Source organism: Vreelandella olivaria (assembly GCF_023507745.1).
Lineage (GTDB): Bacteria > Pseudomonadota > Gammaproteobacteria > Pseudomonadales > Halomonadaceae > Vreelandella > Vreelandella olivaria_A.
The window spans coordinates 55,750-80,711 of record NZ_JALPZO010000172.1 but is presented as its reverse complement, the minus strand read 5'-3'; the positions used below and the strand labels follow the sequence as shown (position 1 = coordinate 80,711).

The following is a 24,962-nucleotide window of genomic DNA, read 5'->3' as shown; positions in this document are numbered from 1 at the left end:
TCGCCGTGTTGATGTCGATTAAAATCTTTTAAGTCCAAGGTTTTCCAGCGTCTCGCCAATAGCCTCAAACTCAACGTGCATGCGCTCACGCAAGTCCTCGCCACGCACAAGGTTTAAGGTCTCTCCTTGTGCTGCCAGAAACTCTTGGTAGCCAGGGTTTTCCACCGCGCGGGTTACTGCATCGGCGACGATATCAACGCGGCTGGCATCCATGCCTTCAGGGGCCAGCAACATGCGCCACAAAACCGTTTCTAATTCAGGGTAACCCAGAGCCTCCAAGCCGGAGGCATCGGGTAATGCCTCATTATCCTGGGCGGAGGTCACAAGCAGGCACTTGGCGGTGCCATCTTCAACATACGGAAGTACGGGAGGAATGGAACCGCCATAAATATCCACGTGACCGCCGAGGAAATTCTGCAGCGTTTCGCCTGCCCCCCCAAATGGAATGGGCCGGGCATTGATCTCTAACGCACCAAAAATACGCTCTGCTGCTAAGCGCATTGTTCCACCCACGCCATCATTTCCGTAGGTATATTTACCCGGGTTAGCGGTTAACTCAGCAATGAACTCTTCTGCATTATCGGCAGGGAAGTCTGGCAAAACGCACATGGTGTATGCGCTTTGAGACGTGCTGATAATGGGCGTTAAGGTCTCATAGGAGTATTGGACCCGCTGCATATGGGGCACGGTAGTAATAGGGCTATTCCAGGTGGAAAGCAGCGTATAACCGTCGGCACGGGCACGTGCTAATTGGTTAACACCAATGGCACCACCACCCCCCGCAACATTAATCACAGCGGCCGGTTGGCCTAACTCATCCTGAAGATACTGGTTAAGCATACGTGCCATATTGTCTGTGCCGCCGCCTGCGGGCGCAGGCACGATAATTTCGATAGGTCTTGTCGGGTAATCACTGGCCATGGCCGGCGAGAGTGAGAAGGCGGTTAGTGCAATGCTGGAGAGAAGAAATGTCGTTTTCATTTTTATGCCTATTATTTTATGTCGTTAGGAAGTTAAGCGCTGGTTTGCTCACCGAGGGTGACTCGGTATCTAAAGCGTTCGGGTCGTCCGTGAACCTGGCGATACTCAATAGTGCGGCCAACAGGATTCCGCGCAGTACGCTGGATTGCTGCTACAGGGTCCCCCTGTTTCAGGTTGAGATGCTGCGCGCTGGTTTCAGTGGCACTACTGAATGAGAGTTCATCGGTAGCCGATGAAATCAGAATTCCAAACTCTTCAAGAAACGTGGGATAAAGCAGTGGCCCTATGGACTTAAAGTCAAGTGACATAAAGCCTTCGAAATCTGGCAGCCGAAGATAAAGCTCTTCAAAGAGTAGAGGCTCTCCAGACCAGAGGCGTACCCGTTCAATTTTTATACAGTGAGTATCAGCACCACCGCCAAAGGCGTGATGGGCTTCGCTCGGGATCGGCACTTTTGTGCATGACAGAATCCGGCTTTCCGGAATAACCGGGCTATCAGGGTCATTAACATCATGCACATGGAAAAAACGAAACAGATCCGCACGGAACGCTGGCTGTTTTACAAAGGTGCCCTTGCCACGGCGCCGTTCCAAAAGCCCCTCATCAGCGAGTTGCTTTAAAGCCATCCGCATCGTAGCGAGTGCCACACTATATTCTTCAGCCAGCCGGTTTTCCGAGGGGATGGCATCACCAGGAGTCCACTCACCATTTGCGATACGCGATGCCAATTGATCGCGCAGTCGTGCATAGAGAGGCAATCGCTCGTCGGTGCGCATAAGCTGAGTTGTGTGCATGGGAGATCCTTAGCTGGTCATGGTGCACTTATTGCTGTTACTAAATACCAGTGTATACTTCTCGTCAACCAGTTCTCTAGAGAACTAGACTTAAGTCTAGGGCTAACATTGCAGGTTAAAATCATTAACACCTGAAAAAATCCAATCATGAGGAATTAAAGTGAAGCTGGGTTTCGATTGTCATGCACATGTCTACTCAACGATAAATGACACCTTAGGCTCTAACTATCGTCCCTCCCGGCCTGCACCAGTGGGAGTTTGGCAACAGAACCTGAATAAGTGCGATCTGCTTGGGGGAGTGATTGTTCAGCCAAGTTTCTTGGGAAATGACAATACAATGCTTCTTGAGAGGCTAACCCAGCTAGGCTCTCATTATAGAGGTGTGGTGCAGCTACCAAAGGATGCCAGCTATCAAACCATGCTTGCACTGAGTGCAGCAGGAGTCGTGGGGGTTCGCTGGAATCTGGTGGAAAGGCGAAGTGAGTTGCCTGATCTTGATGACCCCGAGTGGCAGAGCTTTCTTAAGCAGCTCAAACTGCTGGATTGGCATTTGGAGCTTCACTTGGAAAGTGTACGGCTACCCGAAATCCTGCCCGCACTGCAGGAGAGCGGCGTGACGCTAGTCATTGACCACTTTGGTTTACCACAGCAAGACGACCCGCAGTATGACAAAGGGTTCTGCTTGCTATTGGAAATGGCTAACACAGGACGTGTGTGGGTGAAGATGTCTGCTCCCTATCGCTCGCCAGTCAAAACCCTTAAACCATATATTCAGGCGCTATTAGCCCACTTGGGTCGGGAGAGGCTTGTGTGGGGTAGCGATTGGCCTTGGACACGGCACGAAAATAAGCACTCGTATCTCGATACTTACCATTGGTTATCAACCTGGGTGCCGAATATGGACGATCGCCACTACATTCTGAATAACTCACCGAGAACGTTATTTAAATTTGATACATGACTTCCATAGCGAAGAAGCGGCCTTACTCAGCCGCTTTAAGTAAGTGGCACCTTTCTGCTGCATTTCCTTCAGTACCGCACCTAACTGACTGTGCTCATCTTTCTGGAAGTAACATCTACAAGGCGGAAGGACTTTTGATGCAGCGAGCCGCTGTTATGCAAAGGCGGTCTGCCTAAAGCTATCACGGCTACATACCGTATGGTGCCAGGCTTTAAGTTGAGGGCGGCTATTGCCCCATGTCAGCTCGGGCAGCCGGAAGCTAAGGTAGTCCAACGCTACGGCAACAGCTATATCTCCCAGAGTGACGTTTGAGGTGGGCTGAGGCGTCGGAAGCTCGCCTTCCAGTTGATCAAGAGTGCGTCGTATGCCCCGCCAACGGCGCTGGCCCAGTACGCCCCCATCAGCCTCACTGTCCTGATGCTTTCTGGAAATCACGGTGGTAAAGGCAGCATCCATTAAACTCTGGCCTAGCCCGGTAAAATGTAGCACCTGTTCCAACTGGTCGTGGGGAAGCATTGGCTCCGCCTGCCCAAAGCTATCAAGGTAAAGTGCAATCAGGAGCGATTCGCTCAATGTGGTGCCCTTTGCTGTAATCAGGGCAGGTATGCGTCCGGCTGGGTTGGCGCGTATCAGGTCGGCGTCGTCGGCCCAGGGGTCGCACCAGCGTAGGGTGACGGTATCAGCCAGTCCTCTCTCCATGACGATGATGCGCACCATGCGTGCATAGGGTGACGTTGCATTTAGAAAAAGCTCCATTATTGCCTCCTGGTATGAGGGGGTATATGGCCGTAACGTGCTTGTACGCCAGGGCTGAGAAGAATCAACAGGCTGCCAGTGGCCAGCATAAGAGCACCGATGGCAAACAGCGGTGTATAGCTGCCCCAGTATATGTACAGGGCAGACATGCCATATCCCGATATCGCCTGTGCTAAAGCGAACGCAGCCGTGGCACGGCCCCAATACTTCTTATGGGAGGTTGGCCCCACCAGCTCGACGAGGCGCCCGGAGGTTAGCGCAACGATACCGGGAATCATTGCGCCGACCAGGAACGAAGAGAGAGAGCGACTGAGCATGCCCAGAGATAGCAAAGGCAACGCAATGGCAGCGGTTTTGACGAGAAATGCAAATACAAGCCCGCGTTGCCAGCCCAACCGCTTCGTAAAAGCCCCAGCGATCAGCGGGCCGCAAATAGCCCCTACACCAAAAATCTCCCACTGCAGTGAAGCTGCATGGTTGCCTAAGCTATTCTCCCTTGCCAGATAATCGACCCAAAATACCGTGTGTGGCACAAAGCCCGCGCCATCCAGGGTGTAAGCACCAATCACCAGGCAGACCAACAACGCCTTCATGCCGACAGGCGACTCTTGGTAACGGCTATGCTGGGCAGGTGATACGGCTGTCGTGGTGAGCTGTTTCAGGCCGTGATCACAGAGCATACCCGCGATCATAGTGATCACTCCTAATGTGGTCCAGGTGATGAGCAGGCCAGCATCCAGCAGTAGTGGCACGACCCATGCTGACAGCAGTGCGCCCAGGCCAATACCGGTAAAAATCAATGCGCCCACCTGGGGGCGGCGGTCAACAGGTGTGGCTGCTAACGCCAATGATGGGCCGACCACCATCAGAACCGCACCGGCGATACCCGAGACCAGCCGCCAGATAAAGAACCAGGAGAAGCTGGCTGGAAAGGCGCAGAGCAGAAAGCTAAAAGCGATGCCAGTGAAGCTTATTGCTATCACCAGCCTTGGAGAGTAGCGCTCCGACAGTGTGTGGCTGGAGAGTGCACCGATCAGGTAGCCCAGCAGGTTGGCTGCTCCCAGGTAGGCAGCCTGACTGTCGCTAAACCACTGTTGTTGGATCAGGGCGGGTAACAGTGGGGTATAGGCAAAGCGAGCTAAACCGATACCCGCCAGTGTGGCCATAATGCCCATGGTCAGAGCAGGAAAGTCCCTTTTAAGCATCATGCTGCCAATGTTACCTCTCTGATGTTCAATCCATATCTGAGTTTATGAGCACCTGCCGCACACCATGCGGGCGTGTGCTATGGCCTGGGGAAAGCTTAGGCAGCGAAAGTGTTTTCTAAAAGTGATTTGTTGTGATAGTAACTATCATGTTATGAGATGGCTTTCGCAATAAGGCAGGCTTGGCATGCAGCTTAAATCGTTACGTCTGTTTATGGCGGTGGCTGAAACCGGTAGTTTCGTGGCGGCGTCACAGCGCTTGCATACGGTGCAATCCAATGTGACAGCCCACATCAAGAAACTGGAGGAGGAACTGGGCGCCCAGCTTATTCACCGTAACGGTCAGGCCCGGCTAACCTCTGCCGGGTACGCGCTTGTCGAATATGCGACAAGGATATTGGTGGCCCATGATGAAGCGCTTGATCTGTTTACCCGCGACCAGGGTGCGTGCGGCCGGCTGCGCATCGGGGCAATGGAAACCACCATGGCACTGCGTCTCCCGCCGATTCTGGCGGCTTACCACACCGCCTATCCTGAGGTGGATATAACACTCACTACCGGGCCTACCGCCGAGCTAACTGAGTTGCTGCGGGCAGGGGAGGTGGAGGGTGTGTTCGTTGCGGGGCGCCTTGAGCATCATCGCTATCATTTACTTAACGTCTTTAGTGAACAGTTGGTGCTGGTCGGTCCCAAGCCCATGTCTAGCATGCCTTCTTCGGAACAGTGGCTGGCATCCACCTTCCTTGCGTTTCGCCAGGGCTGTAGCTATCGCCAGCGTATTGAGCTGCTTCTGGCCTCTTATGGGATCAATGCTATACGGATATTTGAATTCGGCACGTTAGATGCAATGTTGGGTTGCGTTGTCGCGGGCATGGGATATACCGTGCTGCCCCTTGCAACGGTTCAGGCGCACCAGCAGCGTTTTGATATTCACTACCTGGAACTGCCAAAACCCATCGCGGATGTGGATACTTATTTTGCCACGACCGAACCAGGGACATGGTCACCTGCGCTCTCGCGTTTTATTGATACCTTGAATGACTCTGTGTCTGCGGGATGTGTCTATGGGAGAGCACAGTCGTGAGTTACGTTGAAACAACACTGTGGCTGAAGGGTGGGCGGCCCACAGCCACAGTGCATTGCCCTAGCTCTCAATCCACACCTCATTGCCCTTGAAGCTGACGCGCCAGGTGCGCAGCCGGACACTGTCGTCCTCCAGGCACTGGCCATCCTCAAGGCGGAAGTGCTGCTTATAGAGGGGGGAGGCGATTACTGGCTGCCCCTTTAGGTCGCCCACAATCCCCCGGGCGATCACATAGGCGTTGGAAAACGGGTCAAAGTGATCAACAGCGTACAGCTCGTTACCGTAACCGGGCAGATAAAAGAGGGCGACCTGGGCGGCGCCTTCGGATGTTTCCAGCCAGGCAGCAACACCGGAAAATGCAACCAGATCGGCTTTTGTGCAGAGCAGTTGCCATGCTTTAGGGGGTATGTCCTGTTTTAGGGCAGTGGCTGTCATAGCAATTCTCGTAATGATTGGACGCGTTATAGGGTTAAACAGGGCGAGGCTGGCCGCGCTCGGATGTCATGATGATGGATGGGTCGGGGCGAGCATCATTTACAAAGCTTCTAAAGCGCTTGAGTTTTTCCGGGTCGCTAATGGCATTAGCCCATTCACACTGGTAGTTATCCACCACACGTTGCATTTGCCGTTCCAGCTCACTGCCTAGCCCCAGGCTGTCTTCCAGAATCACCTCTTTGAGGTATTCAAGCCCACCCTCCAGGTTTTCACGCCATACGGATGTACGTTGCAGGCGGTCAGCGGTGCGCACATAAAGCATCAGGAAACGGTCGATTGTGCGGTAAAGCTGTTCGTCATTCAGGTCGGTTGCGAACAGTTCCGCGTGGCGTGGGCGCATGCCCCCATTGCCACATACATAGAGATTCCAGCCGTTTTCGGTGGCGATAATGCCGATGTCTTTGCTTTGCGCTTCGGCACACTCCCGGGTACAGCCAGAGACACCAAATTTAATCTTGTGAGGCGCACGCAGACCCTTGTAGCGATTCTCGAGTTTTATGGCCATGCCCACGCTGTCCTGTACTCCATAGCGGCACCAGGTGCTGCCCACGCAGGATTTTACTGTGCGCAGGGATTTACCATAGGCGTGGCCGGTTTCAAAGCCAGCGGCAATCAATTCAGTCCAGATTTCCGGTAGGTCTTCCAGCCGGGCGCCGAACAGGTCAATGCGCTGGCCGCCGGTGATTTTGGTATAAAGCTGATATTTCTGGGCTACCTGGCCCAGTACGACCAGCTTATCCGGTGTGATTTCGCCACCCGCGATGCGTGGTACCACGGAATAGGTGCCGTTTTTCTGCATATTGGCCATAAAGGTGTCGTTGGTATCCTGCAGAGGCACATGGGCGGCATCGGTAATCGGTTCGTTGAAGCAGGAAGCCAGAATCGAGGCCACCGCCGGTTTACAGATATCGCATCCCAGGCGCTGGGTTTCGGGATTGCCATGGGAGGCCATCAGTGTGCTGAACGTCTTGATGCCCTCAACCCGTACAATGTCGTACAGCTCCTGACGGGTGTAGGCAAAGTGTTCGCAGATTGATTTATCCACCTCAATGCCGCGGGCTGCCAGTTCGTGATCCACCACACTTTTAAGCAGTGCCGCGCAGCCACCGCAGCCAGTGCTGGCACGGGTGGCACCTTTTACACTGGCGAGGTCAGCAGCCCCGCTGTCAATAGTGGCGCAAATGCTTCCCTTGGTGACGTTATGGCAGGAGCAGATCATGGCGGTTTCCGGCAGTGCATCCGGGCCGAGAGCTGGAGCGGCCCCGCTCTGCTGGGGGAGGATCAGCGAGGCAGGCTCCTTGGGAAGTTCAATACCATTGGCGTAGTACTGCAACAGCGTATCGTACACGCCGTTGTCGCCCACCAGCATGGCCCCCAGCAGCTTCTTGCCATCGCCGGAAACCACCATTTTGCGGTACACCTGGGTGAGTGGGTCCAGGTAGCGGAACATCCTTGCGCCGGGGTTTTGGGTGCCATGGGCATCACCGATGGAGCCCACATCTACCCCTAACAACTTTAGCCTGGTGCTCATGTCGGCGCCGCTAAAGCGCATATCGCCGCCGGTAAGCGTCGCGAGGGCCGCCTTGGCCATTTGATAGCCTGGGGCCACTAAGCCAAAAATACTCTGGTTCCATAGCGCTACTTCGCCAATGGCCAGAATGGCAGGGTCACTGGTGCGGCACTGATCATCGATGACCACGCCGCCGCGCTCACCAAGCGTCAGGCCACACTCCCGTGCCAGGGTATCCTGGGGGCGTATGCCCGCCGAAAACACAACCAGATCGGTTTCGAGGATTTTGCCATCCTGGAACACCATGCGCAGGCGGCTGGTATCGCCGGGTTCGATACGTTGGGTGGCTCGCTCAGTGAGCACCTGAACACCGAGAGCGGCAATTTTTTCCTTGAGTAGCTCACCGCCTTCGTTATCCACCTGCATCGGCATTAAGCGGGGGGCAAACTCCACTACCGCCGTGTCCAGGTTAAGGCCACGCAAGGCATTGGCGGCCTCCAGCCCCAGTAGCCCACCGCCTACCACTACGCCGTTGGTGGCATTTTTCGCGGCTGCCTGAATGGCGTCCAGGTCATCAAGGGTGCGGTACACCAGGCAGCCTTCGCTATCATTGCCGGGGATGGGGGGAACAAATGGGAAAGAGCCTGTGGCCAGCACCAACTGGTCATACGGGTAGCGGCCCTGTGTCGTCACTACTTCCTGCTGCTCACGGTCAATGCGAGTGACTGCCTCGCCAGTGCGCAGGGTGATGCCGTGATGGGCGTAGTAATCGCCATCGCACAGCGCAAGAGACTCTGCATCACGGCCACTGAAATACTCGGAAAGGTGAACACGGTCGTAGGCGCGGTGGCGCTCTTCACCAAAGACCGTCACCCTGATGCTTTCAAGCGAGCCGCTTTCAACAAGCTGCTCGACCAAGTGGTGGCCGACCATGCCGTTACCAATGATGACCAGATTTGTGGGGGTTGCCATAGTTAAGCCGCCTCTTGGGTGGATAGGGTGGAGGGCTCGCTATGCGCCTGTGCCTCTTGTAGCGCTTGGGTATCGGCTGGGCCAAACAGTAGTGCCTGGCGGCAGGTAACGATGTTGGCACCCGCTAACGACTGCTCGAAATACCAGGGGCCGTAGTGGGTATCGCCATACAGCACTGCGCCTTCAATACGGCCATCACGCAGCAGCAAGCGGCGATACTCACCCTGTCCCGGGTCGTGATAGCGCAGCACTTCATGGTGTGGGCTGGGGTGCGTAGGCCCGAACGCGTATAGCGAGATACCGCTCACTTTTAGCTTGGTAGCGGTGGCAACTTCCTGGTAACCCGCAGTGGTATCGTTACATAGCCTGGCGGCGAGCACTTCAACCTGTCGCCAAATTGGCTCCACCAGACCGTAGGTGTATTGCTCATACTGGCAACATTCACCCAATGCAAAAATATGCGCGTGAGACGTGGCCAGGTGATTGTCAACGACAATGGCGCGGTCGCAAGCCAGTCCTGCTTGCCGGGCAAGGTCCACGTTCGGTGTAATCCCTGCGGCAATAATCACGCTATCGGCGGGTAGGCGACGGCCATCACTTAGCTGTACAGCCTGCACATACCCGTGGCCGTTATCCTCCAGTGCGGTGGGCGAGGCATGGGTAATAATGTTCAGGCCGCGCTCAGTCAGTGTGTGTTGCAGCAAGTTGGCAGCGGTGTCATCAAGCTGGCGGTTCATCAGCCGCTCACTGCGCTGTAATACGCTGACATTGAGTGCTTTTCCTGCACGTTTGCGCAGGCCTTCCGCGGCTTCCAGGCCCAGTAACCCGCCGCCAATCACCACCGCATCACCACCGCGTTGGGCAATGGCTGCCAGGGCCTCTGCATCCCGTAAATCCCTGAACGTATGCACCCCTTCGAGCGTGATACCTGGCACATTGGGCAGCGTGGGCTGTGAACCGGTGGCAATTACCAGACAGTCGTAGTGCAGTTCACCCTGCGTCGTGGTAATGCGTCTAGCGCCAGGATGAATGGCAATGACGGCCTCTCCCAGCCGTAATGTGATGCCCTGCTCGGCATACCAGGTCTGGCCACGCAGTGTGAGTTCTTGAGGGTTGAGTTCGCCCGCCAGTAAGGGAGAAAGCAGGATGCGGTTATAGGCTGGCACGGACTCTTCACCAATCACAGTAATGTGCTGTGGGCGCTGCGTGTGGCATACCAGCGTTTCAATCAGGCGGTGGCTGGCCATGCCGTTACCTATAATCACTAGGTGGTCGTTAGATGAGCACCGGGCAACGGATTCCATGGGTGGCTCCTTCTGTTCTGCATGGGTGTCAGGCAATAAAAAACGCCCCTGACACGCAGCCTCCAGAAGAAGGGGTGTCAGGGGCGTCGTTGCCCATTAGCGTTGTAAGTCACGCTTGGCAGCCGCCGTTGGCTGCCACATCATAAGTTTGTGTAGTGTGTGTTACAGCAAAAATTCAGCCAGCTCTCGCTGAAGATATGATTACTTCTTTTTTATCAGTGGCTTGCTTGAAAGCCGACGATGTGTGTCACCCTCTGGTAATAGTGCTGGAGCACTTTTCTGGTGCGCAATACGGCTGTCGCGCACCGAAATAATTCGTTGAAACGGTGTGGTTAGCGTTATGTACGCCTTGACTGGCTTGATTGATTTTTACTATATTTTTGTTTTTAAATGGTTTTTTTGTTTATTGAAGAGATCGGCCTGTTGCTTGCTTTGTTAAAGGCAACAAGTAATAACGGCTCATAGCAGCTTATTTTTGCCAACAAACATGATAATCACTAATTGCGACCAACAACGCTAACGGCAGCAAAAAACTGATGAGTACGGCACCTTTAGGGTGCCCCTGAGACAACGGCGTCCAGGCAGGCTTCTTTATTGAGGCTCGCTTGGGCGCTTTTTGCTTTTTAGCGCCAGAGGGAAGTGCAAATGCCACAGGCTGATCGGACGGCTGGAAACGAACACCGCACAACCTGCCCATACTGTGGCGTTGGCTGCGGTATCAAGGCAACGTTAAACAAGGGGGTATTAACCTCTGTTGAGGGTGATCAGAAGCACCCGGCCAACTTTGGCCGCCTCTGCGTAAAAGGCGCTGCCTTGCATGAAACCCTTGGCGAGCAGGGACGGTTGCTGCGCCCACGGGTTGATGGTGTCGAGGTTTCCTGGGAGCAGGCGTTAACCGATGTTGCCACGCGACTTCAGGCGCATCGTTTGGCCTATGGTAACCGCTCCATCGCTGCATATCTTTCCGGGCAGCTCTTAACCGAAGACTACTATGTCGCCAACAAACTGTTTAAAGGGTTTATCGGAACACCTCATCTGGATACCAACTCGCGGCTATGCATGGCCTCCGCTGTTGCAGGCTATAAGCGTGCGTTTGGAGCAGATGCAGTGCCTTGCAGTTACGAAGATGTGGAAGAGGCTGAGTTGGTAGTCCTGGTCGGTTCCAATCTTGCCTGGAACCATCCCGTGCTTTACCAGCGTTTGAAGGCCGCTAAAGAGCGCAATTCACTGATGCGTGTGGTGGTCATTGATCCCAGGGTGACGGATAGCTGTGATATTGCCGACCTCTATCTGGGGGTTCAGCCGGGCAGCGATGCCTACCTCTTTAATGGTTTGCTGGCATGGATGGCGGTGAATAATCAACTGGATAGTGCTTATCTCGAACGCTGTACCGATGGTTTTGATGAAGCATTACGCGTTGCCCAGCAAACCGCAGGCCGGGTGTCTGATGTGGCCAGCATCTGTGATATAGACCCAACGCATCTGGAGACGTTTTATGACTGGTTTGCCAGCCGACTACATGTGGTAACACTCTATTCCCAGGGAGTGAATCAATCCACCAGTGGCACTGATAAGAGTAATGCCATTATCAACTGCCACCTGGCTGGTGGTAAAATTGGCCTTGCGGGAGCGGGACCTTTTTCGATCACTGGCCAGCCCAACGCCATGGGGGGACGTGAAGTCGGCGGGCTTGCCAACCAGCTTGCCGCCCATATGGATTACCATACGCCAGGTGCGCGTGAGCGGGTGAGCCGTTTCTGGGCCACCGAGCACCTGGCGCCCACGCTACCCCATGCGCCCGGTCACAAAGCGGTTGATCTGTTTGAGGCTATTGAGCGTGGTGAGATAACCGCGCTATGGGTGATGGCGACCAATCCTGCCGTTAGTATGCCCGATGCTGCCAAGGTACGGCGTGCATTGGCTAACTGCCCGCTGGTGATCGTTTCGGAATGCGCTGCCCATACCGACCTGCTGCCCTATGCTGATATTGTGTTGCCAGCGTCCGGCTGGTCGGAAAAAAATGGCACGGTGACCAACTCCGAACGGTGTATCTCGCGCCAGCGTGGCATGCTGCCTCCCCCTGGAGAGGCGCGGCATGACTGGTGGATTATCTGTGAAGTGGCAAAACGCATGGGGTTTGGCGAAGCCTTTAGCTATGGGCACCCCTATGAAATCTTTAATGAGCATGCCCAACTGTCGGGATTTGAAAACGCGGGTGATGGTAAGCGGTTGTTTGATATCTCTGGACTGGCAGGTTTAGGGCAAGATGCTTATGATGCACTCTCGCCGATTCAATGGCCCGTCACGGAGCAGTGCCCGTGTGGTACGCCCAGGCTGTTTGAAGATGGCGTATTTGCAACGCCTAATGGCCGGGCAAGGCTCCTGCCCATTGAGCCGCGGATGCCGACCCAGCCACTTAGTTCCACTTATCCGCTGCGGTTGAATACCGGACGGGTCAGGGACCAGTGGCACACCATGACCCGAACCGCACGTGCTCCGCGCTTGATGAGTCATCGTGCAGAGCCGTTTGTTGAGTTGCACCCGGTGGATGCGGAAAAGGCGGGGCTTGCCGACCAGGAGCTTGCCACATTAACAGCCGTTGCGGGTGAGTATCGTGGGCGGGTGCGTATATCCCCGGCCCAGCGTCCGGGGGAAGTGTTTGTGCCCATGCACTGGACTGACTGCTTTACCGGGCAGGGACGGAGTGGGGCATTGATTACGGGCTATACCGATCCGGTGTCTGGTCAACCGGAAGCCAAACACGGTGCGGTGGCGCTAACGAAGCTGCACATGGCCTGGCAGGCGACGCTGTTAGTGGCCAAAGGTGTCGGTCTCAATAGTAGTCGCCCCTGGTGCGAGGCTGATTACTGGTCACACATTCCCATGGGCAGTTGTGAGCGCTGGCAGCTTGCCGGTACCGTTCCCGTTAGTAATTGGCTGGCGCAAATGGGAACCTGGCTGGGCATACCCGCCTCACTCTGGTGCGAGGATGCCGGGCAGGGTAGATTACGTGCGGCAGGAGTGGTGAATGGCCACCTAAGCTGGTGGTTGATGGTGGGGCCGCCCCAGGAGTTGCCTGGGCTAGCCTGGCTTGAAGCACGCTTTGGTGATGCTACGCTAACGCTATCTCATCGTCGCCGGTTACTGGCTGGTTGTGATGATGGGGCCTCAGAGACAGGGCCGATGGTATGTAGCTGCCACCAGGTGGGGCAGGCCACCATTGTGAAGGCTATCCGCTCAGGTGACCGTAGTGTGGAAGCACTAGGTGCACGGCTTGCCTGTGGTACCCAGTGTGGTAGTTGTATTCCGGAACTTAAATCGATACTTAACAAGGAGCGGCCAGATGCGTGCGCTAAGCAAACAGTTAACCCGAAAGTGGCCTGAGGCCTTTATGCGCCTGAGCCAACGGGTATTAGCGCCCTTTGGCCGTAACGTATCATCCCCGTTACGCCTGCCCCTGCGCGGTGATTGCCAGCCGGGCAAGGTCTATTTAGTGGGTGCCGGAAGTGGTGATGTGGAGCTGCTTACCTTAAAAGCTGCGCGCTTGCTTATGCAAGCCGATGCAGTGGTCTACGACCGATTGGTGGGCGATGATGTCCTGGCACTGATTCCAACAGGTACTGAACGTTACTATGTTGGCAAGGCCCGTGGGCATCACAGTGTTCCTCAGGCTGAGATAGGCGCACTAATGGTTAAACTCGCCCAGGCTGGTAAATCGGTTGTACGCCTGAAAGGGGGAGATCCTGGTGTGTTTGGGCGTATGGGTGAGGAACTGGCGGCCTTGGCAGAGGCATCGCTAAGTGCAGAAATTGTGCCTGGCATTACGGCTGCATCCGCCGCCGCTGCCAGCATGGGGATTCCGCTTACTGACCGTGGTCACGCCCAGCAGCTGCGCTTTATTACCGCGCAGCTTTGCCGGGAGGGTGGCGCACCGGACTGGGCTTCCCTTGCCCGCCAGGATGAGACGCTGGTGTTCTATATGGGACTTTCCAAGGTAGATGCGATTTGCCACGGTCTGCGCCACGCTGGCCTGCCTGATGAGTGGCCGATTATGCTGGTAGCCAATGCCAGCCAGCCGGAGCAGCAGGCATTGGTGGGGACGCTGGCTGATATACCAGCTCGGCTAGCTGCACACCCGCTACCATCGCCCTGCTTGATTATGGTGGGCAGTGTGGTGAGCATGGTGGCGGAAAGCCCGGCGGCATTGTTAGCGGGCATCATCGAAACGATCGATGCGACGTAGTGTTGGGAAAAACTTCATCCAGGCGCCAACAACTGCCAGTGTACCAACACCGCCAATAATGGCAGCAGGGACGGCACCAAACCATGCCGCCATGCTGCCAGCGCGGAACTCGCCAAGCTCGTTGCTGGAACCGATAAACAGCATATTGACCGCATTGACGCGCCCGCGCATCTCATCAGGAGTGGCAAGCTGAATCAGTGTCATACGCACATAGACACTAATCATATCGGCAGCTCCTGCAATTAGCATGGCAACCAGCGAAATCCAGAAAATCGTCGAGAAGGCAAACACAAGATTGGCTAAGCCGAAAATGGCCACCGCCACAAACATAACCAAGCCTGCACGCCGCTTAATACCGCGAATGCCCAAATAAAGCCCCATGAGCAGGGCGCCCACCGCAATCGCGCTACGCAGCGCCCCTAACCCTTCCGGCCCAACGTGAAGCACTTCCTGTGCATAGATAGGCAGCAGCGCCACCACGCCACCGAGCAAGACCGCAAACAGGTCCAGCGAAATGGCGCCCAGGATAATGGGCTGATGGCGAATGTAGCGAATGCCCGCTGAAAAGCGCTTTATGGCGGTACTTTCCAGTGTTTTAGCGGCTTCAGCGTAGCGGATAGGCACCGGAAACAGCAGTGCCAGAGCGGTAATAAAACAGCCTAAACATACGCTGTATGCGAGACTGCCACCACCCAGCCCATAAAGGATGCCGCCTAATAGAGGGCCGCCAATAACGGCGATTTTCATAATGGAGCTATTCAACGCAATAGCAGAGGCCAACTGCGTACGGGGCACAATGTTGGGCAATAGACTCTGTAAGGCAGGCCCGGTAAAGGCGCGTGCGGCCCCAAACAGTGCAAGTACTGCATAAAAACCGTTCACGTTCTGGCTGCCATTCAGCGAAAGTGTGAGCAGCAGCGCACTACACACTCCTTGTACTGCCCAGCTAAGTTGCAAAATGCGCTTGCGTGAATATCGGTCGACAAAATCCCCCGCAGGCAGAAGCAGTACCACCATAGGCATAAATTGCGCTAAGCCTACATACGCCAATGACATGGGGTCGCGGGTAATATCGTATACCTGCCAGGCAACAACAATCGCCTGAATTTGCATGGCGAACACTGCCGCCAATCGCGACAGTAAAAAGCTCAGAAAACCTGGCTGGCGGTGCAGAGGCAGTACGGGCGGGGCTGTGGCATTTGGCGTGTTGTGGATTGAAGTCATGATATTATCATTAGCAGGCGAATATTTTATTCTATCCTTTGCTTGTTCAGTTTGGCGTAGTGAAAACCAAAAAAAGTCCAATAGGTTAGCGCGCAGCGCGTCCTTGCCCATATACCCAGGGTGGCCGTAGAAATATCAGTGGCGCACTCCAGACGTTTTATGAGGAGGGTTGAAGTAAGCGTGCCTATCCCTCATATTAGTTAACACGCTATCAAAACCAACAGGATGTAACGGATGTACAATGAACTACCCAACCCTGGGTTTGGCACCTTTCGTCTGGAAGGTGGCACTTTAACCCAAAGTATCCACGCGGCGCTGGGTGCGGGGTATCGCCATATTGATACGGCGCAGTTCTACAATAATGAAGCTGGTGTAGGCCAGGCGATTGTCTCAAGTAGCGTACCACGGGAAGAGATCTTTCTGACTACAAAGGTGTGGTTTGATAACCTGGAACCCGCCACGCTTAAAGCCAGTGTGGATGAGAGTCTTAAAAAATTAGGTAGCGACTATGTTGATTTGTTACTGATTCATTGGCCATCGCCTAACGATGCGGTGCCAATGGTGGAGTATCTATCCGCACTAAAAGAGGTGAAACAGGTTGGTAAGGCGCGTCGTGTTGGCGTTTCAAACTTTACGATCCAGCAGTTGGATGAAGCGGTGGGCATTTTAGGTCAAGGTGAAATACTGACAAACCAAATTGAAGTGCATCCGTTTCTACAAAACCGCAGGCTTGTTGATCACTGCGAGCAGCTTGGTATTAAAGTGACTGCCTTTATGCCGTTGGCGGTAGGTAAGGTAATGCAAGACCCTACCTTGAAGCTAATAGCCGAAGCACATGACGTAACGCCTGCACAAATTGCCCTTGCCTGGGTGAAACAGCGCAATATGATTGCTATTCCGTCCTCCAGCAGTTCGCGCAATATTCAAAGTAACATTGCCGCATTTGATTTGGTGTTAAGCGATGATGAGATGGCGGAAATTGCCAAACTGGATCGTAAGGAACGCATTGCCAATCCTGACTTTGCCCCGGCGTGGGATGAATAAAAAAAGAAGCGCACCATGCGGAACTGATGGCGCCAAATGAAATCGTAAGGGCGGCGCGTACGTGATGCGCCGCCTCATAAGACGCTCTTAAGAATTCAGGAGTACGATATGAAGAAGGGTAAGATCCGTGATAACGCGTTGAAAGCACAGTTGCGTACACCGATGTTCAAAATGCAGCAGCAAACACCTAAAAAAGGCAAAGGCAGTTATTCGCGCAAAGGGCGCGATACCTCCAGGAGGTATCGCCAAGCCGCTTAATCAGGCGTTTTGGCGATGTCTCCCCTTGGCATCTCTGCATACACTATGCCGTGCAGATTTTCATCAGCTTACCGGCCTATCCAGGCCGGTTTTTTTATTGTTTACACAGCGCTGGGACCGACTACGCCTGTCCACTGTATAGCTTAAACAGCTCCTCACCGGTTAGTTTTTGCGTAGGGTTGGCAAACTCATAGAAAGCCGGTTTCTCTTCAATGAAGACTTCCATGTTGAAGGCGAGGGGATGATCTCCGGCCACCAGTCCAGCAGGAACCAGGTACTGATCCTGATCGTTGAGGTGGAAATAAAGGTGCGTGCCACAATGACGGCAAAAACCTCGCTTTGCCCACTCTGATGAATGGTAAACACTGACATGTTCACTTCCTTTCAGCTGAAAATCCTGCAGCTCACCAATTGCAAACATCGGTCCACCTCCCCAGGTACGGCAAATGGTGCAGTGGCAGGCATCCACATGCAGTTTGCTGGGTGTCACTGAAACGGTAACCGCCTTACAGAGGCAAGAGCCTTGCATTGATTCAGACATGAGATAACTCCAGGTGGCAATGTAGGATCAACCTTAACTATAGTCATCCTTTCTGTTTTGATATGTTTAGCCTAACCAGGCGCAAACCGTTCGTATCGCTACATCAACAAAATAAAAGCGTTGTGCATGGCAGCAACGCTTTTATGTCATCTCATGTGGAATTCAGTACCTAGATCGGCAACACTGCTCCATCGGTACGTGGTTCGGTGCCACCCTCCAATACGCCTGTATCAGGGTGTCGTAAGATAATCTGGCCTCGGCCAAAACTAATCGAATCGGCCACTTTTACGATATGATGTCCACGGCGTGCCAGCGCCAGGGCAAGGTGATTGGGGAAGTTTGCCTCTACTTCGATCGTTTTCCCTTTTGTCCACTTCCAGCGTGGCATATCGAGGGCTGCCTGGGGGTTCAAATGATCTTCCAGCATGGCGGTAACGACCTGTACGTGCCCTTGGGGTTGCATATAGCCGCCCATTACCCCAAATGGCCCAACCGCCTGGTCATCTTTGGTAATAAAGCCGGGAATGATCGTGTGATAGGTGCGCTTGCCAGGGGCCAGAGCATTGGTATGCTGCGGGTCAAGTGAGAACGACCAGCCGCGATTTTGCAGACTGATACCGGTTTCCGGTACTACCATGCCTGAGCCGAACCCTTTGAAGTTACTTTGAATCAGCGACACCATGTTGCCGTCGTTGTCTGCGGTAGCAAGATAAACTGTTCCCCCTTGCAGTGGATTACCATGAATCGGGTCTACCGCTTGTTCACCAATCAGCGCGGCTCGCGTTTTTAAGTACGCATCGCTAAGCATCTGCTCCGTTGTGGGGGCCATTGCTGCCCGTTCGGTAATATGCTTAAAGCCGTCAACATAGGCCAGCTTGGTGGCTTCAATGCGGCGGTGCAGCGTTTCCACGGGATCTCCCCCACACTCCTCCAGCCGTTCCAGCATACCCAGCGCCTGGAGAACAATCATGCCGCTTCCGTTAGGCGGAATCTCCCAGATATCATGACCTTTGTAGCGCACGCTAATAGGGTCTACCCATTCTGGCTGGTAGGCCATAAGGTCTGCTTTGCGTAGCAAACCGCCATGCTCTCGGGAAAATGCATCCATTGCATCGGCCAGTTCGCCTTGGTAAAAAGCATCCGCGTTGGTAGCTGCTATGGCCGCCAGGCTTTTAGCGTGGCCGGGAGAAGACCACACCTCTCCCGGTCGGGGCGCTCGGCCTTTTGGGGCAAAGGTGTCGTACCAGGGTTTAAAGGCTGCATCGGGATAGACCGAGTAATGGTGGTAAGCCTCTTCCCACATCTGGTGGATAACCGGGGTGACGGCAAATCCTTCTTTTGCCAGCGCAATAGCCGGGGCCAATAAATCGGCAAAAGGCAGCTTACCAAAGCGTTCAGAAAGCGCTGCCCACGCAGCGGGAGCACCAGGAACCGTCACCGGCAACATACCGTGGTTCGGCATTTCATCGTGCCCCAGCGCCTTCAGTGCTTCAATGGTGGCTGCCTGTGGGGCAGGGCCACTGGCATTAAGGCCATGTAATTTGCCATCGACCCATACGATAGCGAAAGCATCACTGCCGATACCGTTAGAGGTGGGTTCAACGACGGTAAGCGCCGCTGCCGTAGCAATCGCCGCATCAATGGCATTTCCCCCCTGTTGTAAAACAGTGATGCCCACTTGTGCAGCAAGGGGTTGAGAGGTAGCGACCATGCCGCGTTTGCCAAAGGTGGCCATACGGCGGGAAGCGCTGGGGTAATAAAAAGCGTCATGTTGCATACATTTATCCTTTGCGGCAGCGTTTAAGGTGTGTCTATTGTGATGAGGAAACTTTTTTTAGTCGCTGTACCTTACGGTCTTGATAAAGTGAGAAAACGACCGAAGCAACAGCAAGCGCCAGGAAGAGGGCTGAGAGCGGCCGGGTTAAGAACGTAAGCCAACTGGCATCCAGCTCCAGTGCCCGGAAGAGCTGCCGTTCCAGGTTGTTGCCCAGTACAACGCCCAATATAAGAGGCGTCAGCGGAACCTCTGCTTTCCAGAGCAAGTAGCCAATAACCCCGAAAATAAACAGCACCCATATATCAAACAGGTTGTTGTTTAGCGCATAGGCGCCAATGGCGCACAGCATCAACACTACGGGTACAAGAATTTGCTGGGGAATGAGAGAAATCTTGGCGAACCAGCGTACCAGCAGAAGGTTACACAGCACCATCACAACGGCGCCAATCAACAGGCTGGCGTAGATAGCACCCACCAGTACCGGGTTTTGCTCAAACATCATCGGCCCTGGGGTTATGCCGTGCAGGATCAGTACCCCCATCATGATTGCCATGGGGAGATCGCCTGGGATGCCGAGCGCCAGGGTGGGAACAAAAGCGCCCCCTGCGACAGCACTGTTCGATGCTTCAGACGCCACAATGCCGCTGGGTGTGCCTTTGCCAAACTCCTCAGGATGACGCGAAAATTTCTTGGCTTGGTCGTAGCTCACAAAGTTGGCTACTGTGCCGCCGGTGCCTGGCAGGGCGCCCACTAAACTGCCAATCAGTGATGAGCGTAACGTATTGAGTTTCTGTGCTGCCATATCCTTCATAATCAGGCCGTAGGGGATGGTGACGTTCGTATCCACACCTTTGCCACTACTCCCTTCATCGCGCATCTTTTCGATGTTGCCCAGCAACTGAGAGAAAGCAAATACACCAATCATCACCGGTAGCATCTCAAAACCTGACCCTAATACGGGTAGACCGAAATCAAACCGCAGGTTGCTGTTGCGATCGTAGCCCACGGTGGTAATCAACAGCCCAATGGCAGCGGCTAGCAGCCCTTTTAGCAGTGCTCCGTTTGAAAGCCCGGCAACCAGGGTTAACGCAAATACGATCAATGCGGTGATCTCCCACGGGCGGAAGTTCATGCTGAAGCTTGCAATTAAAGGCCCAAAGAAAACCAGAACCGCAACGCTGATCAGGGTGCCGAGAAAAGAGGACATTACCCCGATACCCAGTGCACGGCCTGGTTCCCCTCGCTGCGCCATGGGGTAGCCGTCATAAACGGTGGTAATTGATGAGGGAGTTCCAGGAATACCCAACATCACCCCGGAGACAATGCCCCCAGAGTAGCCGCCGACAAAGACACCTATCATCAGTGATACACCGCTGACCGGGTCCATGGCGAAGGTGAAGGGAAAAACAACCAGAATAGCCATGGTAACGGTAAAGCCAGGAATACTGCCCCCGACAATACCGAATAGAACGCCGAGAATGATTAAACTCAATACGGCTGGGCTACCTACTTCGGTCAGCGCTTGAAGAAAAAAGTTCGTCATGCGTGGTTCCTCAACATTAGGGCAGCCAGACGTTTAAGCCATAGCGAAAAATCACAAATACCAGCGGCGCGAAGGTGCAACTGATCCCCAGGTTGATGATCCACTTGCGTTTTGTATCAATGCCGAGCAGTAGCGCCAGCGATACCACCAGGAAACTGATGGTCGCGGTGATATAGCCGACGATGGGCAGCAGGGCGGCATACAGACCAAAAAAGAGAAATAAAGCGACGATGGTTTTACGGTGAATAAGCCACTCTTTGGCCGCAAGTGGCCAAGGTTTGTACGGTGTTGCCACCCTGGTAAAAAAAGTACGCGCCAACAGTAGTAGTGAGAGTAGCGCGATAGTGACCAGCAAGATGCGCGGAAAGAGTGCTGATCCATATGGCTGCCAACTGGTCGGGGGTCTGATAGAGCCAGACTCCACCCACATGACAGCTACGATCAAGAGCAGCGCCAGCGCCAGCGCGCGGTCTTTGGTTAGCGTTAGCATTAGCGATGCCTCCAGGCGCTCCCAGGACTCAAGAGCCACTGGGAACGTTAGCTTGAAAAATTAACGTTAGGCGTTAGTTCTGAAAGTCGATGTTCTCGGCGGCGGCAGAGAGTGCCGCCTCATTTTCAGTTAAGAATGCCTGGTAATCTTCTCCGGCAAGGAAGCGCACGACAGAACCAAACTCGTTTTCGATGCGGCTTTGTACCTGTTCATTTTCGAGGGCGGTGCCATAGGCGTCAGCAAGCGTATCCAATACGTCCTGTGGTGTGCCCAGTGGGGCAAAAATACCGCGGCTGGTAGAGTGATCCATCTCAATGCCCAGCTCACGCAGGGTGGGCACATCGGGCATACTGTCAAGGCGCTCCGGGTGGGCAATGCCCAGGGCGCGGAACGTTCCATCTTCAAAAAAAGCACCGCCTGACGGCAGGTTGAACATCGCAAAGTCAATTTCTTCTGCCATCAATGCGGAAACCTGTTCACCGGTATCCGGGTATCCGACCAGGCGAACATCTGCCATATCGATGCCCGTTTCCTGAAAAAACTGCGCCCAGAAAAAGTGGTCGGTGGAACTGGGGATCATACTGAAGCGCACCTGCCCAGGATTGTCGCGGACATAGTCGGCGATCTGGTCTGCGCTCTGTACTGCATGGTTGGAATGAGATGCCGGGATATTGATGGTTTGGGTCAGCAGGGCGACAGGCTCAAATGCATCAAATGAGTAGTCGACGGTCCCTGCGAGTTTGGAAAGTGCAATGGTGTCATGACTGCCAAGCAGTGTGTAGCCGTCTGGAGCGGCATCTTTTACATTGCGTGACCCCAATGTGGCTCCCGCGCCTGCCATATTGACAGGAATGATCGAGGCTCCCAGTGTTTTTTCAGCTTCCTGTGAAATCAACCGAAAGAGAATATCCGTTGCACCACCCGGCCCGTAGGGGATGATCAAGCGAATATCCTGCTCTGGGTAATCCGCATGGGCTGTTGAGGTTATCGCCAGGCTGGACGCCAATCCAATGGCTGCGAGGGTCGTATTTAGAGTAAGTTTTGAACGCGTCATTCTTATACACCTTGGTAGGATTGAGTTGGTGTGTGCCGCTGCCGGTTGGCAGCGGTATGGTGAGCGCGTGGTTCCATACCGGGTTCTTATTATCGTTGGTGAAGTATCAGATCAGCCTAGCAATAGACCTCCATAGATCAATGCGCCGAAGACGACAAAAGCAGGGTGAGTCTTAAAGCCCACGAGCGCGACAGCGGCCACTACGCCGATGATGATTGTGTGTACGGCGCCGCTGGCATCCATACTCTCCAGGAAGAAGCCAAGTGTCAGCCATGCCATCATCATGGCGATAACGGGGCGGACCCATTGGCTCATGCGCTTTACCCGCGGTGAGTCCCGGTGCCGGTAAAGCAGCCCCAAGGCACCCAGCATAAGAAGTAGTGAGGGCACCACTGTTGCAGCAACCGCGACTATGGCGCCGCCAATGCCCGCTACCTCATAGCCCACATAACCGGCCATTTTGGTTGCAATAGGGCTTGGCAGCGCGTTTCCCAAAGCCAGCGTTTCGGCAAATTCCTGCGAAGTCATCCAGCCGTAACGGCCAACCACTTCTGTTTCAATTAAAGGGATAATGGCCGGGCCACCGCCATACCCGATGATGTTGGGGATAAAAAAGGCCAGGAAGAGCTCCCAATAGATCACGCTGAGCCCTCCGCACGTTTTTTATGGTTTGGCCGCAGTAGTGCTGTCAGTAGAATGGCACCAATTACCCAGCCTGGGTGTACTCCAAGCCAATAAATCAAACCGCCAGCTACAATGGCCATCAGCGCGCTTGTCAGCCAGCCAAGTGCTGCTTTGGATTTGTCAAAAAAATCCCAGGTCAACTGGCCCAGCATGACCATCACCACCGGGATAACCGCTTGCCCCATACCACGGATCCAGGCCACATCGCGGTATCGGCTGAATATGCCTAACATGATAATCATTGCGATGATCATTGGCAGGATTAAGGCGATTACTGAAATAATGCAACCACTGATTCCCGCCACACGGTAGCCGATATATCCTGGCATTTTGGTGGCGATAGGCCCAGGCAGTGCATTACCAATGGCGAGGACGTCAGCAAACTCCTCATCGTTTAGCCACTGGTGTCGTTTGACCACCTCGGCATGAACTAGCGGAATCATGGAGGGGCCGCCGCCAAAACCGAAAATACCGACTCGGAAAAACGCCCAAAATAGTGCCGTCTGCTTCATTGATGCGGCACTCGGTTAAAGGGCATGATCACATACATGAGAGATACCTGTTTATCGTTTGTATATTAAAAAATCGATTATTTTATCTAAAATAGAATATAAGTGAGGCTTGAGAGAGGCGTCAACACTTGGCGGCAAATCATGCCTGCACATACACCATCGAGGCAGGTGCAACCCATTGGGAAAACGCATTTGAGAGCAGACAACGTGAAGGTTTGCAAAAGGAACCCGCAATGAATAACCCTATCCAGCCTCCCGTAGGCACATCATCAAGCCGTATCTACGATACATTGCGCAAGGATCTGATTAGTGGGCGTTTTGCTGCGGGTGAAAAGCTTGCTATCAATACGCTAAAGGAGCAGTACCAGGTAGGACTTAGCCCTCTGCGTGAGGCCCTGAACAAATTAGCGGCTTATGGCCTGCTTACCCAGGAGAATCAGCGCGGGTTTAGAGTCCCCAAGCTTTCCCGAAATGAGTTAGACGACATTGCTCAGATGCGGCTGGAGCTTGAAGGCATGGCGCTTGAGCGGGCCATTGCACATGGCGATGCGTTATGGGAAGCGGATCTGTTGGCGGCGGCACACCGCTTAAGGCGCACAGATGTCACGCTGGATAAGGGCGAAGAGTGGGAGCAATTGCATAGCCACTTTCATCGCACGCTAGTGGCGCCTTGCGGTTCAGTGTGGCTATTACGGTTTATTGAGCAGCTACACGACCAGTTTGATCGGTATCGCCGGCTTGGCCCTAAAATCCCGACGATTCGACAGGAGTTGGATGACCAGCATCATAAGTTAGTCGAACTGGCTTTGCAGCGCGATGCCAAAGCGGCCCGGGCACTGATGGATGATCATATTCACAAATCCTACGATGTGGCATTGGCGCGTTATCAGAAGCATGCCTGAAGCATTCAGTGTTACCTGCATGTACACTGGTCCACTCAATGAGTCTGCCACTGGTGGGCGTGGCAACTAGGGGGCACGATGCAGGAAACAGATAATAAAATTGCCGAGCAGACGTTGGCATGGGTGCGTTCATTTATTGTGGAGCACAATATTTGCCCTTTCGCCAGCCGCGAGCTGGAGCGCAGCAGCATCCGGGTTGGGGTAGTACGCTCGAAAAAAATGGAGGTGGCGCTGGAAGAACTTGTCGCTGAAATTGAGTGGTTAAACGAACATCCGGAAACAGAAACAACGTTGCTGGTGTTTCCCACTCTGTTTAAAAGTTTCGACCACTATTTAGACTATGTGGAGTTGGCGGAAAGCCTGCTGGCCGAGCAGGGGTATGAGGGAACGTATCAGCTGGCAACGTTTCACCCGGATTACTGCTTTGCTGATGCTGGACCTGATGATGTGGCCAACTATACGAACCGTTCACCCTACGCAATGGTACATCTACTGCGTGAAGCCAGTGTGGAAAAGGCGATTGCCTTTTACGGGGACACCTCGCTTATCCCTGAGCGTAATATCACCCATTTGAATGCGTTAGGAGATGCGACTGTGGAAGAGCAGCTTCAGCGCTGTTTACGCTGAC

General features: G+C 54.1%; 23 protein-coding genes. 8 read left to right on the top strand and 15 right to left on the bottom strand.

The features are described 5' to 3' along the window. Positions 1–18: 18 nt before the first annotated feature. Both HP566_RS20405 and HP566_RS20400 read right to left on the bottom strand, forming a co-directional pair. Positions 19–981: a Bug family tripartite tricarboxylate transporter substrate binding protein gene (locus HP566_RS20405; protein ID WP_249979134.1), complete on the bottom strand. Its 963-nt coding sequence runs from the start codon at positions 979–981 to the stop codon at positions 19–21. A gap of 32 nt (positions 982–1,013) precedes the next feature. After that, on the bottom strand, positions 1,014–1,775 hold the full coding sequence (locus HP566_RS20400; protein WP_249979133.1) for a GntR family transcriptional regulator: 762 nt from the start codon (positions 1,773–1,775) through the stop codon (positions 1,014–1,016). A gap of 160 nt (positions 1,776–1,935) precedes the next feature. Here HP566_RS20400 and HP566_RS20395 point away from each other — a divergent pair, with 160 nt between their 5' ends. Then, positions 1,936–2,736, top strand: coding sequence for an amidohydrolase family protein (locus HP566_RS20395; RefSeq protein ID WP_249979132.1), 801 nt, complete (start codon positions 1,936–1,938; stop codon positions 2,734–2,736). 153 nt (positions 2,737–2,889) lie between these two features. Here the strand turns inward: HP566_RS20395 and HP566_RS20390 are convergent, their stop codons facing one another. Beyond that, entirely contained in the window at positions 2,890–3,492 is a 603-nt protein-coding gene (locus HP566_RS20390) for a glutathione S-transferase N-terminal domain-containing protein (protein ID WP_249979131.1), read from the bottom strand. Continuing rightward, positions 3,492–4,700, bottom strand: coding sequence for a YbfB/YjiJ family MFS transporter (locus HP566_RS20385; protein WP_249979130.1), 1,209 nt, complete (start codon positions 4,698–4,700; stop codon positions 3,492–3,494). The genes HP566_RS20390 and HP566_RS20385 overlap by 1 nt, the downstream gene beginning before the upstream one ends. Before the next feature lie 184 nt (positions 4,701–4,884). Here HP566_RS20385 and HP566_RS20380 point away from each other — a divergent pair, with 184 nt between their 5' ends. Continuing rightward, positions 4,885–5,781 (top strand): LysR family transcriptional regulator, encoded by an 897-nt coding sequence (locus HP566_RS20380; RefSeq protein WP_249979129.1) that lies wholly within the window; start codon positions 4,885–4,887, stop codon positions 5,779–5,781. Positions 5,782–5,841: 60 nt separating this feature from the next. Here HP566_RS20380 and nirD read toward each other — a convergent pair whose 3' ends face one another. Genes nirD through HP566_RS20365 form a run of 3 tightly spaced genes read right to left on the bottom strand, consistent with a single transcriptional unit; the run spans position 5,842 to position 10,062 of the window. After that, the gene (nirD, locus tag HP566_RS20375; RefSeq protein WP_249979128.1) at positions 5,842–6,216 is read right to left on the bottom strand and encodes a nitrite reductase small subunit NirD; all 375 of its coding nucleotides are present in this window, start codon (positions 6,214–6,216) and stop codon (positions 5,842–5,844) included. A 34-nt stretch (positions 6,217–6,250) separates the two neighbouring features. Next, positions 6,251–8,758 carry a nitrite reductase large subunit NirB gene (nirB, locus tag HP566_RS20370; protein WP_249979127.1) on the bottom strand — a complete coding sequence of 836 codons (2,508 nt, stop codon included), beginning with the start codon at positions 8,756–8,758 and terminating at the stop codon, positions 6,251–6,253. Between the two features lie 2 nt (positions 8,759–8,760). After that, positions 8,761–10,062, bottom strand: a complete 1,302-nt coding sequence (locus tag HP566_RS20365; protein ID WP_249979126.1) for an NAD(P)/FAD-dependent oxidoreductase — start codon at positions 10,060–10,062, stop codon at positions 8,761–8,763. Positions 10,063–10,707: 645 nt separating this feature from the next. Between HP566_RS20365 and HP566_RS20360 the strand changes: the two genes are divergently transcribed. Both HP566_RS20360 and cobA read left to right on the top strand, forming a co-directional pair. Further along, entirely contained in the window at positions 10,708–13,446 is a 2,739-nt protein-coding gene (locus HP566_RS20360) for a nitrate reductase (protein WP_249979125.1), read from the top strand. Further along, complete coding sequence (cobA, locus tag HP566_RS20355) at positions 13,406–14,305, top strand: uroporphyrinogen-III C-methyltransferase (protein ID WP_249979124.1); 900 nt, start codon at positions 13,406–13,408, stop codon at positions 14,303–14,305. The genes HP566_RS20360 and cobA overlap by 41 nt, the downstream gene beginning before the upstream one ends. On the opposite strand, the gene HP566_RS20350 is transcribed toward cobA, so the two are convergent. Further along, complete coding sequence (locus tag HP566_RS20350) at positions 14,270–15,529, bottom strand: MFS transporter (protein ID WP_249979123.1); 1,260 nt, start codon at positions 15,527–15,529, stop codon at positions 14,270–14,272. The two genes, cobA and HP566_RS20350, sit on opposite strands and share 36 nt — an antisense overlap. A gap of 234 nt (positions 15,530–15,763) precedes the next feature. Between HP566_RS20350 and dkgB the strand changes: the two genes are divergently transcribed. Next, a complete protein-coding gene (dkgB, locus tag HP566_RS20345; protein WP_249979122.1) occupies positions 15,764–16,573 on the top strand; it encodes a 2,5-didehydrogluconate reductase DkgB in 810 nt (269 codons plus the stop codon). 108 nt (positions 16,574–16,681) lie between these two features. Next, positions 16,682–16,831, top strand: coding sequence for an alternative ribosome rescue factor ArfA (gene arfA / locus HP566_RS20340; RefSeq protein ID WP_249979121.1), 150 nt, complete (start codon positions 16,682–16,684; stop codon positions 16,829–16,831). Between the two features lie 121 nt (positions 16,832–16,952). Here the strand turns inward: arfA and HP566_RS20335 are convergent, their stop codons facing one another. From HP566_RS20335 to HP566_RS20305, 7 genes are all read right to left on the bottom strand, one after another. Further along, complete coding sequence (locus HP566_RS20335) at positions 16,953–17,372, bottom strand: GFA family protein (RefSeq protein ID WP_249979120.1); 420 nt, start codon at positions 17,370–17,372, stop codon at positions 16,953–16,955. A gap of 169 nt (positions 17,373–17,541) precedes the next feature. Beyond that, a complete protein-coding gene (locus tag HP566_RS20330) occupies positions 17,542–19,149 on the bottom strand; it encodes a gamma-glutamyltransferase family protein (protein ID WP_249979119.1) in 1,608 nt (535 codons plus the stop codon). A 34-nt stretch (positions 19,150–19,183) separates the two neighbouring features. Beyond that, positions 19,184–20,692: a tripartite tricarboxylate transporter permease gene (locus HP566_RS20325; protein ID WP_249979118.1), complete on the bottom strand. Its 1,509-nt coding sequence runs from the start codon at positions 20,690–20,692 to the stop codon at positions 19,184–19,186. Positions 20,693–20,708: 16 nt separating this feature from the next. Next, complete coding sequence (locus tag HP566_RS20320) at positions 20,709–21,182, bottom strand: tripartite tricarboxylate transporter TctB family protein (protein ID WP_249979117.1); 474 nt, start codon at positions 21,180–21,182, stop codon at positions 20,709–20,711. A gap of 73 nt (positions 21,183–21,255) precedes the next feature. After that, on the bottom strand, positions 21,256–22,236 hold the full coding sequence (locus HP566_RS20315) for a Bug family tripartite tricarboxylate transporter substrate binding protein (RefSeq protein ID WP_249979116.1): 981 nt from the start codon (positions 22,234–22,236) through the stop codon (positions 21,256–21,258). Between the two features lie 111 nt (positions 22,237–22,347). Then, entirely contained in the window at positions 22,348–22,878 is a 531-nt protein-coding gene (locus HP566_RS20310) for a chromate transporter (RefSeq protein WP_249979115.1), read from the bottom strand. Beyond that, positions 22,875–23,432 carry a chromate transporter gene (locus tag HP566_RS20305; protein WP_249979114.1) on the bottom strand — a complete coding sequence of 186 codons (558 nt, stop codon included), beginning with the start codon at positions 23,430–23,432 and terminating at the stop codon, positions 22,875–22,877. Before HP566_RS20305 ends, HP566_RS20310 begins: the two co-directional genes overlap by 4 nt. A gap of 233 nt (positions 23,433–23,665) precedes the next feature. Here HP566_RS20305 and HP566_RS20300 point away from each other — a divergent pair, with 233 nt between their 5' ends. Beyond that, entirely contained in the window at positions 23,666–24,334 is a 669-nt protein-coding gene (locus HP566_RS20300) for a GntR family transcriptional regulator (protein ID WP_249979113.1), read from the top strand. A gap of 78 nt (positions 24,335–24,412) precedes the next feature. Then, positions 24,413–24,961: a DUF1415 domain-containing protein gene (locus tag HP566_RS20295; RefSeq protein WP_249979112.1), complete on the top strand. Its 549-nt coding sequence runs from the start codon at positions 24,413–24,415 to the stop codon at positions 24,959–24,961. Position 24,962: the final 1 nt, after the last annotated feature.

Excerpts from the sequence above, each read along its gene's own strand:
- HP566_RS20350 (WP_249979123.1), bottom strand. The coding sequence starts at position 15,529 with ATGACTTCAATCCACAACACGCCAAATGCCACAGCCCCGCCCGTACTG.
- HP566_RS20360 (WP_249979125.1), top strand. The coding sequence starts at position 10,708 with ATGCCACAGGCTGATCGGACGGCTGGAAACGAACACCGCACAACCTGC.
- HP566_RS20390 (WP_249979131.1), bottom strand. The coding sequence starts at position 3,492 with ATGGAGCTTTTTCTAAATGCAACGTCACCCTATGCACGCATGGTGCGC.
- HP566_RS20385 (WP_249979130.1), bottom strand. The coding sequence starts at position 4,700 with ATGATGCTTAAAAGGGACTTTCCTGCTCTGACCATGGGCATTATGGCC.
- cobA (WP_249979124.1), top strand. The coding sequence starts at position 13,406 with ATGCGTGCGCTAAGCAAACAGTTAACCCGAAAGTGGCCTGAGGCCTTT.
- HP566_RS20315 (WP_249979116.1), bottom strand. The coding sequence starts at position 22,236 with ATGACGCGTTCAAAACTTACTCTAAATACGACCCTCGCAGCCATTGGA.
- nirD (WP_249979128.1), bottom strand. The coding sequence starts at position 6,216 with ATGACAGCCACTGCCCTAAAACAGGACATACCCCCTAAAGCATGGCAA.
- HP566_RS20330 (WP_249979119.1), bottom strand. The coding sequence starts at position 19,149 with ATGCAACATGACGCTTTTTATTACCCCAGCGCTTCCCGCCGTATGGCC.
- HP566_RS20325 (WP_249979118.1), bottom strand. The coding sequence starts at position 20,692 with ATGACGAACTTTTTTCTTCAAGCGCTGACCGAAGTAGGTAGCCCAGCC.
- HP566_RS20305 (WP_249979114.1), bottom strand. The coding sequence starts at position 23,432 with ATGAAGCAGACGGCACTATTTTGGGCGTTTTTCCGAGTCGGTATTTTC.
- HP566_RS20295 (WP_249979112.1), top strand. The coding sequence starts at position 24,413 with ATGCAGGAAACAGATAATAAAATTGCCGAGCAGACGTTGGCATGGGTG.
- dkgB (WP_249979122.1), top strand. The coding sequence starts at position 15,764 with ATGTACAATGAACTACCCAACCCTGGGTTTGGCACCTTTCGTCTGGAA.
- HP566_RS20405 (WP_249979134.1), bottom strand. The coding sequence starts at position 981 with ATGAAAACGACATTTCTTCTCTCCAGCATTGCACTAACCGCCTTCTCA.
- HP566_RS20335 (WP_249979120.1), bottom strand. The coding sequence starts at position 17,372 with ATGTCTGAATCAATGCAAGGCTCTTGCCTCTGTAAGGCGGTTACCGTT.
- arfA (WP_249979121.1), top strand. The coding sequence starts at position 16,682 with ATGAAGAAGGGTAAGATCCGTGATAACGCGTTGAAAGCACAGTTGCGT.
- HP566_RS20320 (WP_249979117.1), bottom strand. The coding sequence starts at position 21,182 with ATGCTAACGCTAACCAAAGACCGCGCGCTGGCGCTGGCGCTGCTCTTG.
- HP566_RS20300 (WP_249979113.1), top strand. The coding sequence starts at position 23,666 with ATGAATAACCCTATCCAGCCTCCCGTAGGCACATCATCAAGCCGTATC.
- HP566_RS20365 (WP_249979126.1), bottom strand. The coding sequence starts at position 10,062 with ATGGAATCCGTTGCCCGGTGCTCATCTAACGACCACCTAGTGATTATA.
- nirB (WP_249979127.1), bottom strand. The coding sequence starts at position 8,758 with ATGGCAACCCCCACAAATCTGGTCATCATTGGTAACGGCATGGTCGGC.
- HP566_RS20380 (WP_249979129.1), top strand. The coding sequence starts at position 4,885 with ATGCAGCTTAAATCGTTACGTCTGTTTATGGCGGTGGCTGAAACCGGT.
- HP566_RS20400 (WP_249979133.1), bottom strand. The coding sequence starts at position 1,775 with ATGCACACAACTCAGCTTATGCGCACCGACGAGCGATTGCCTCTCTAT.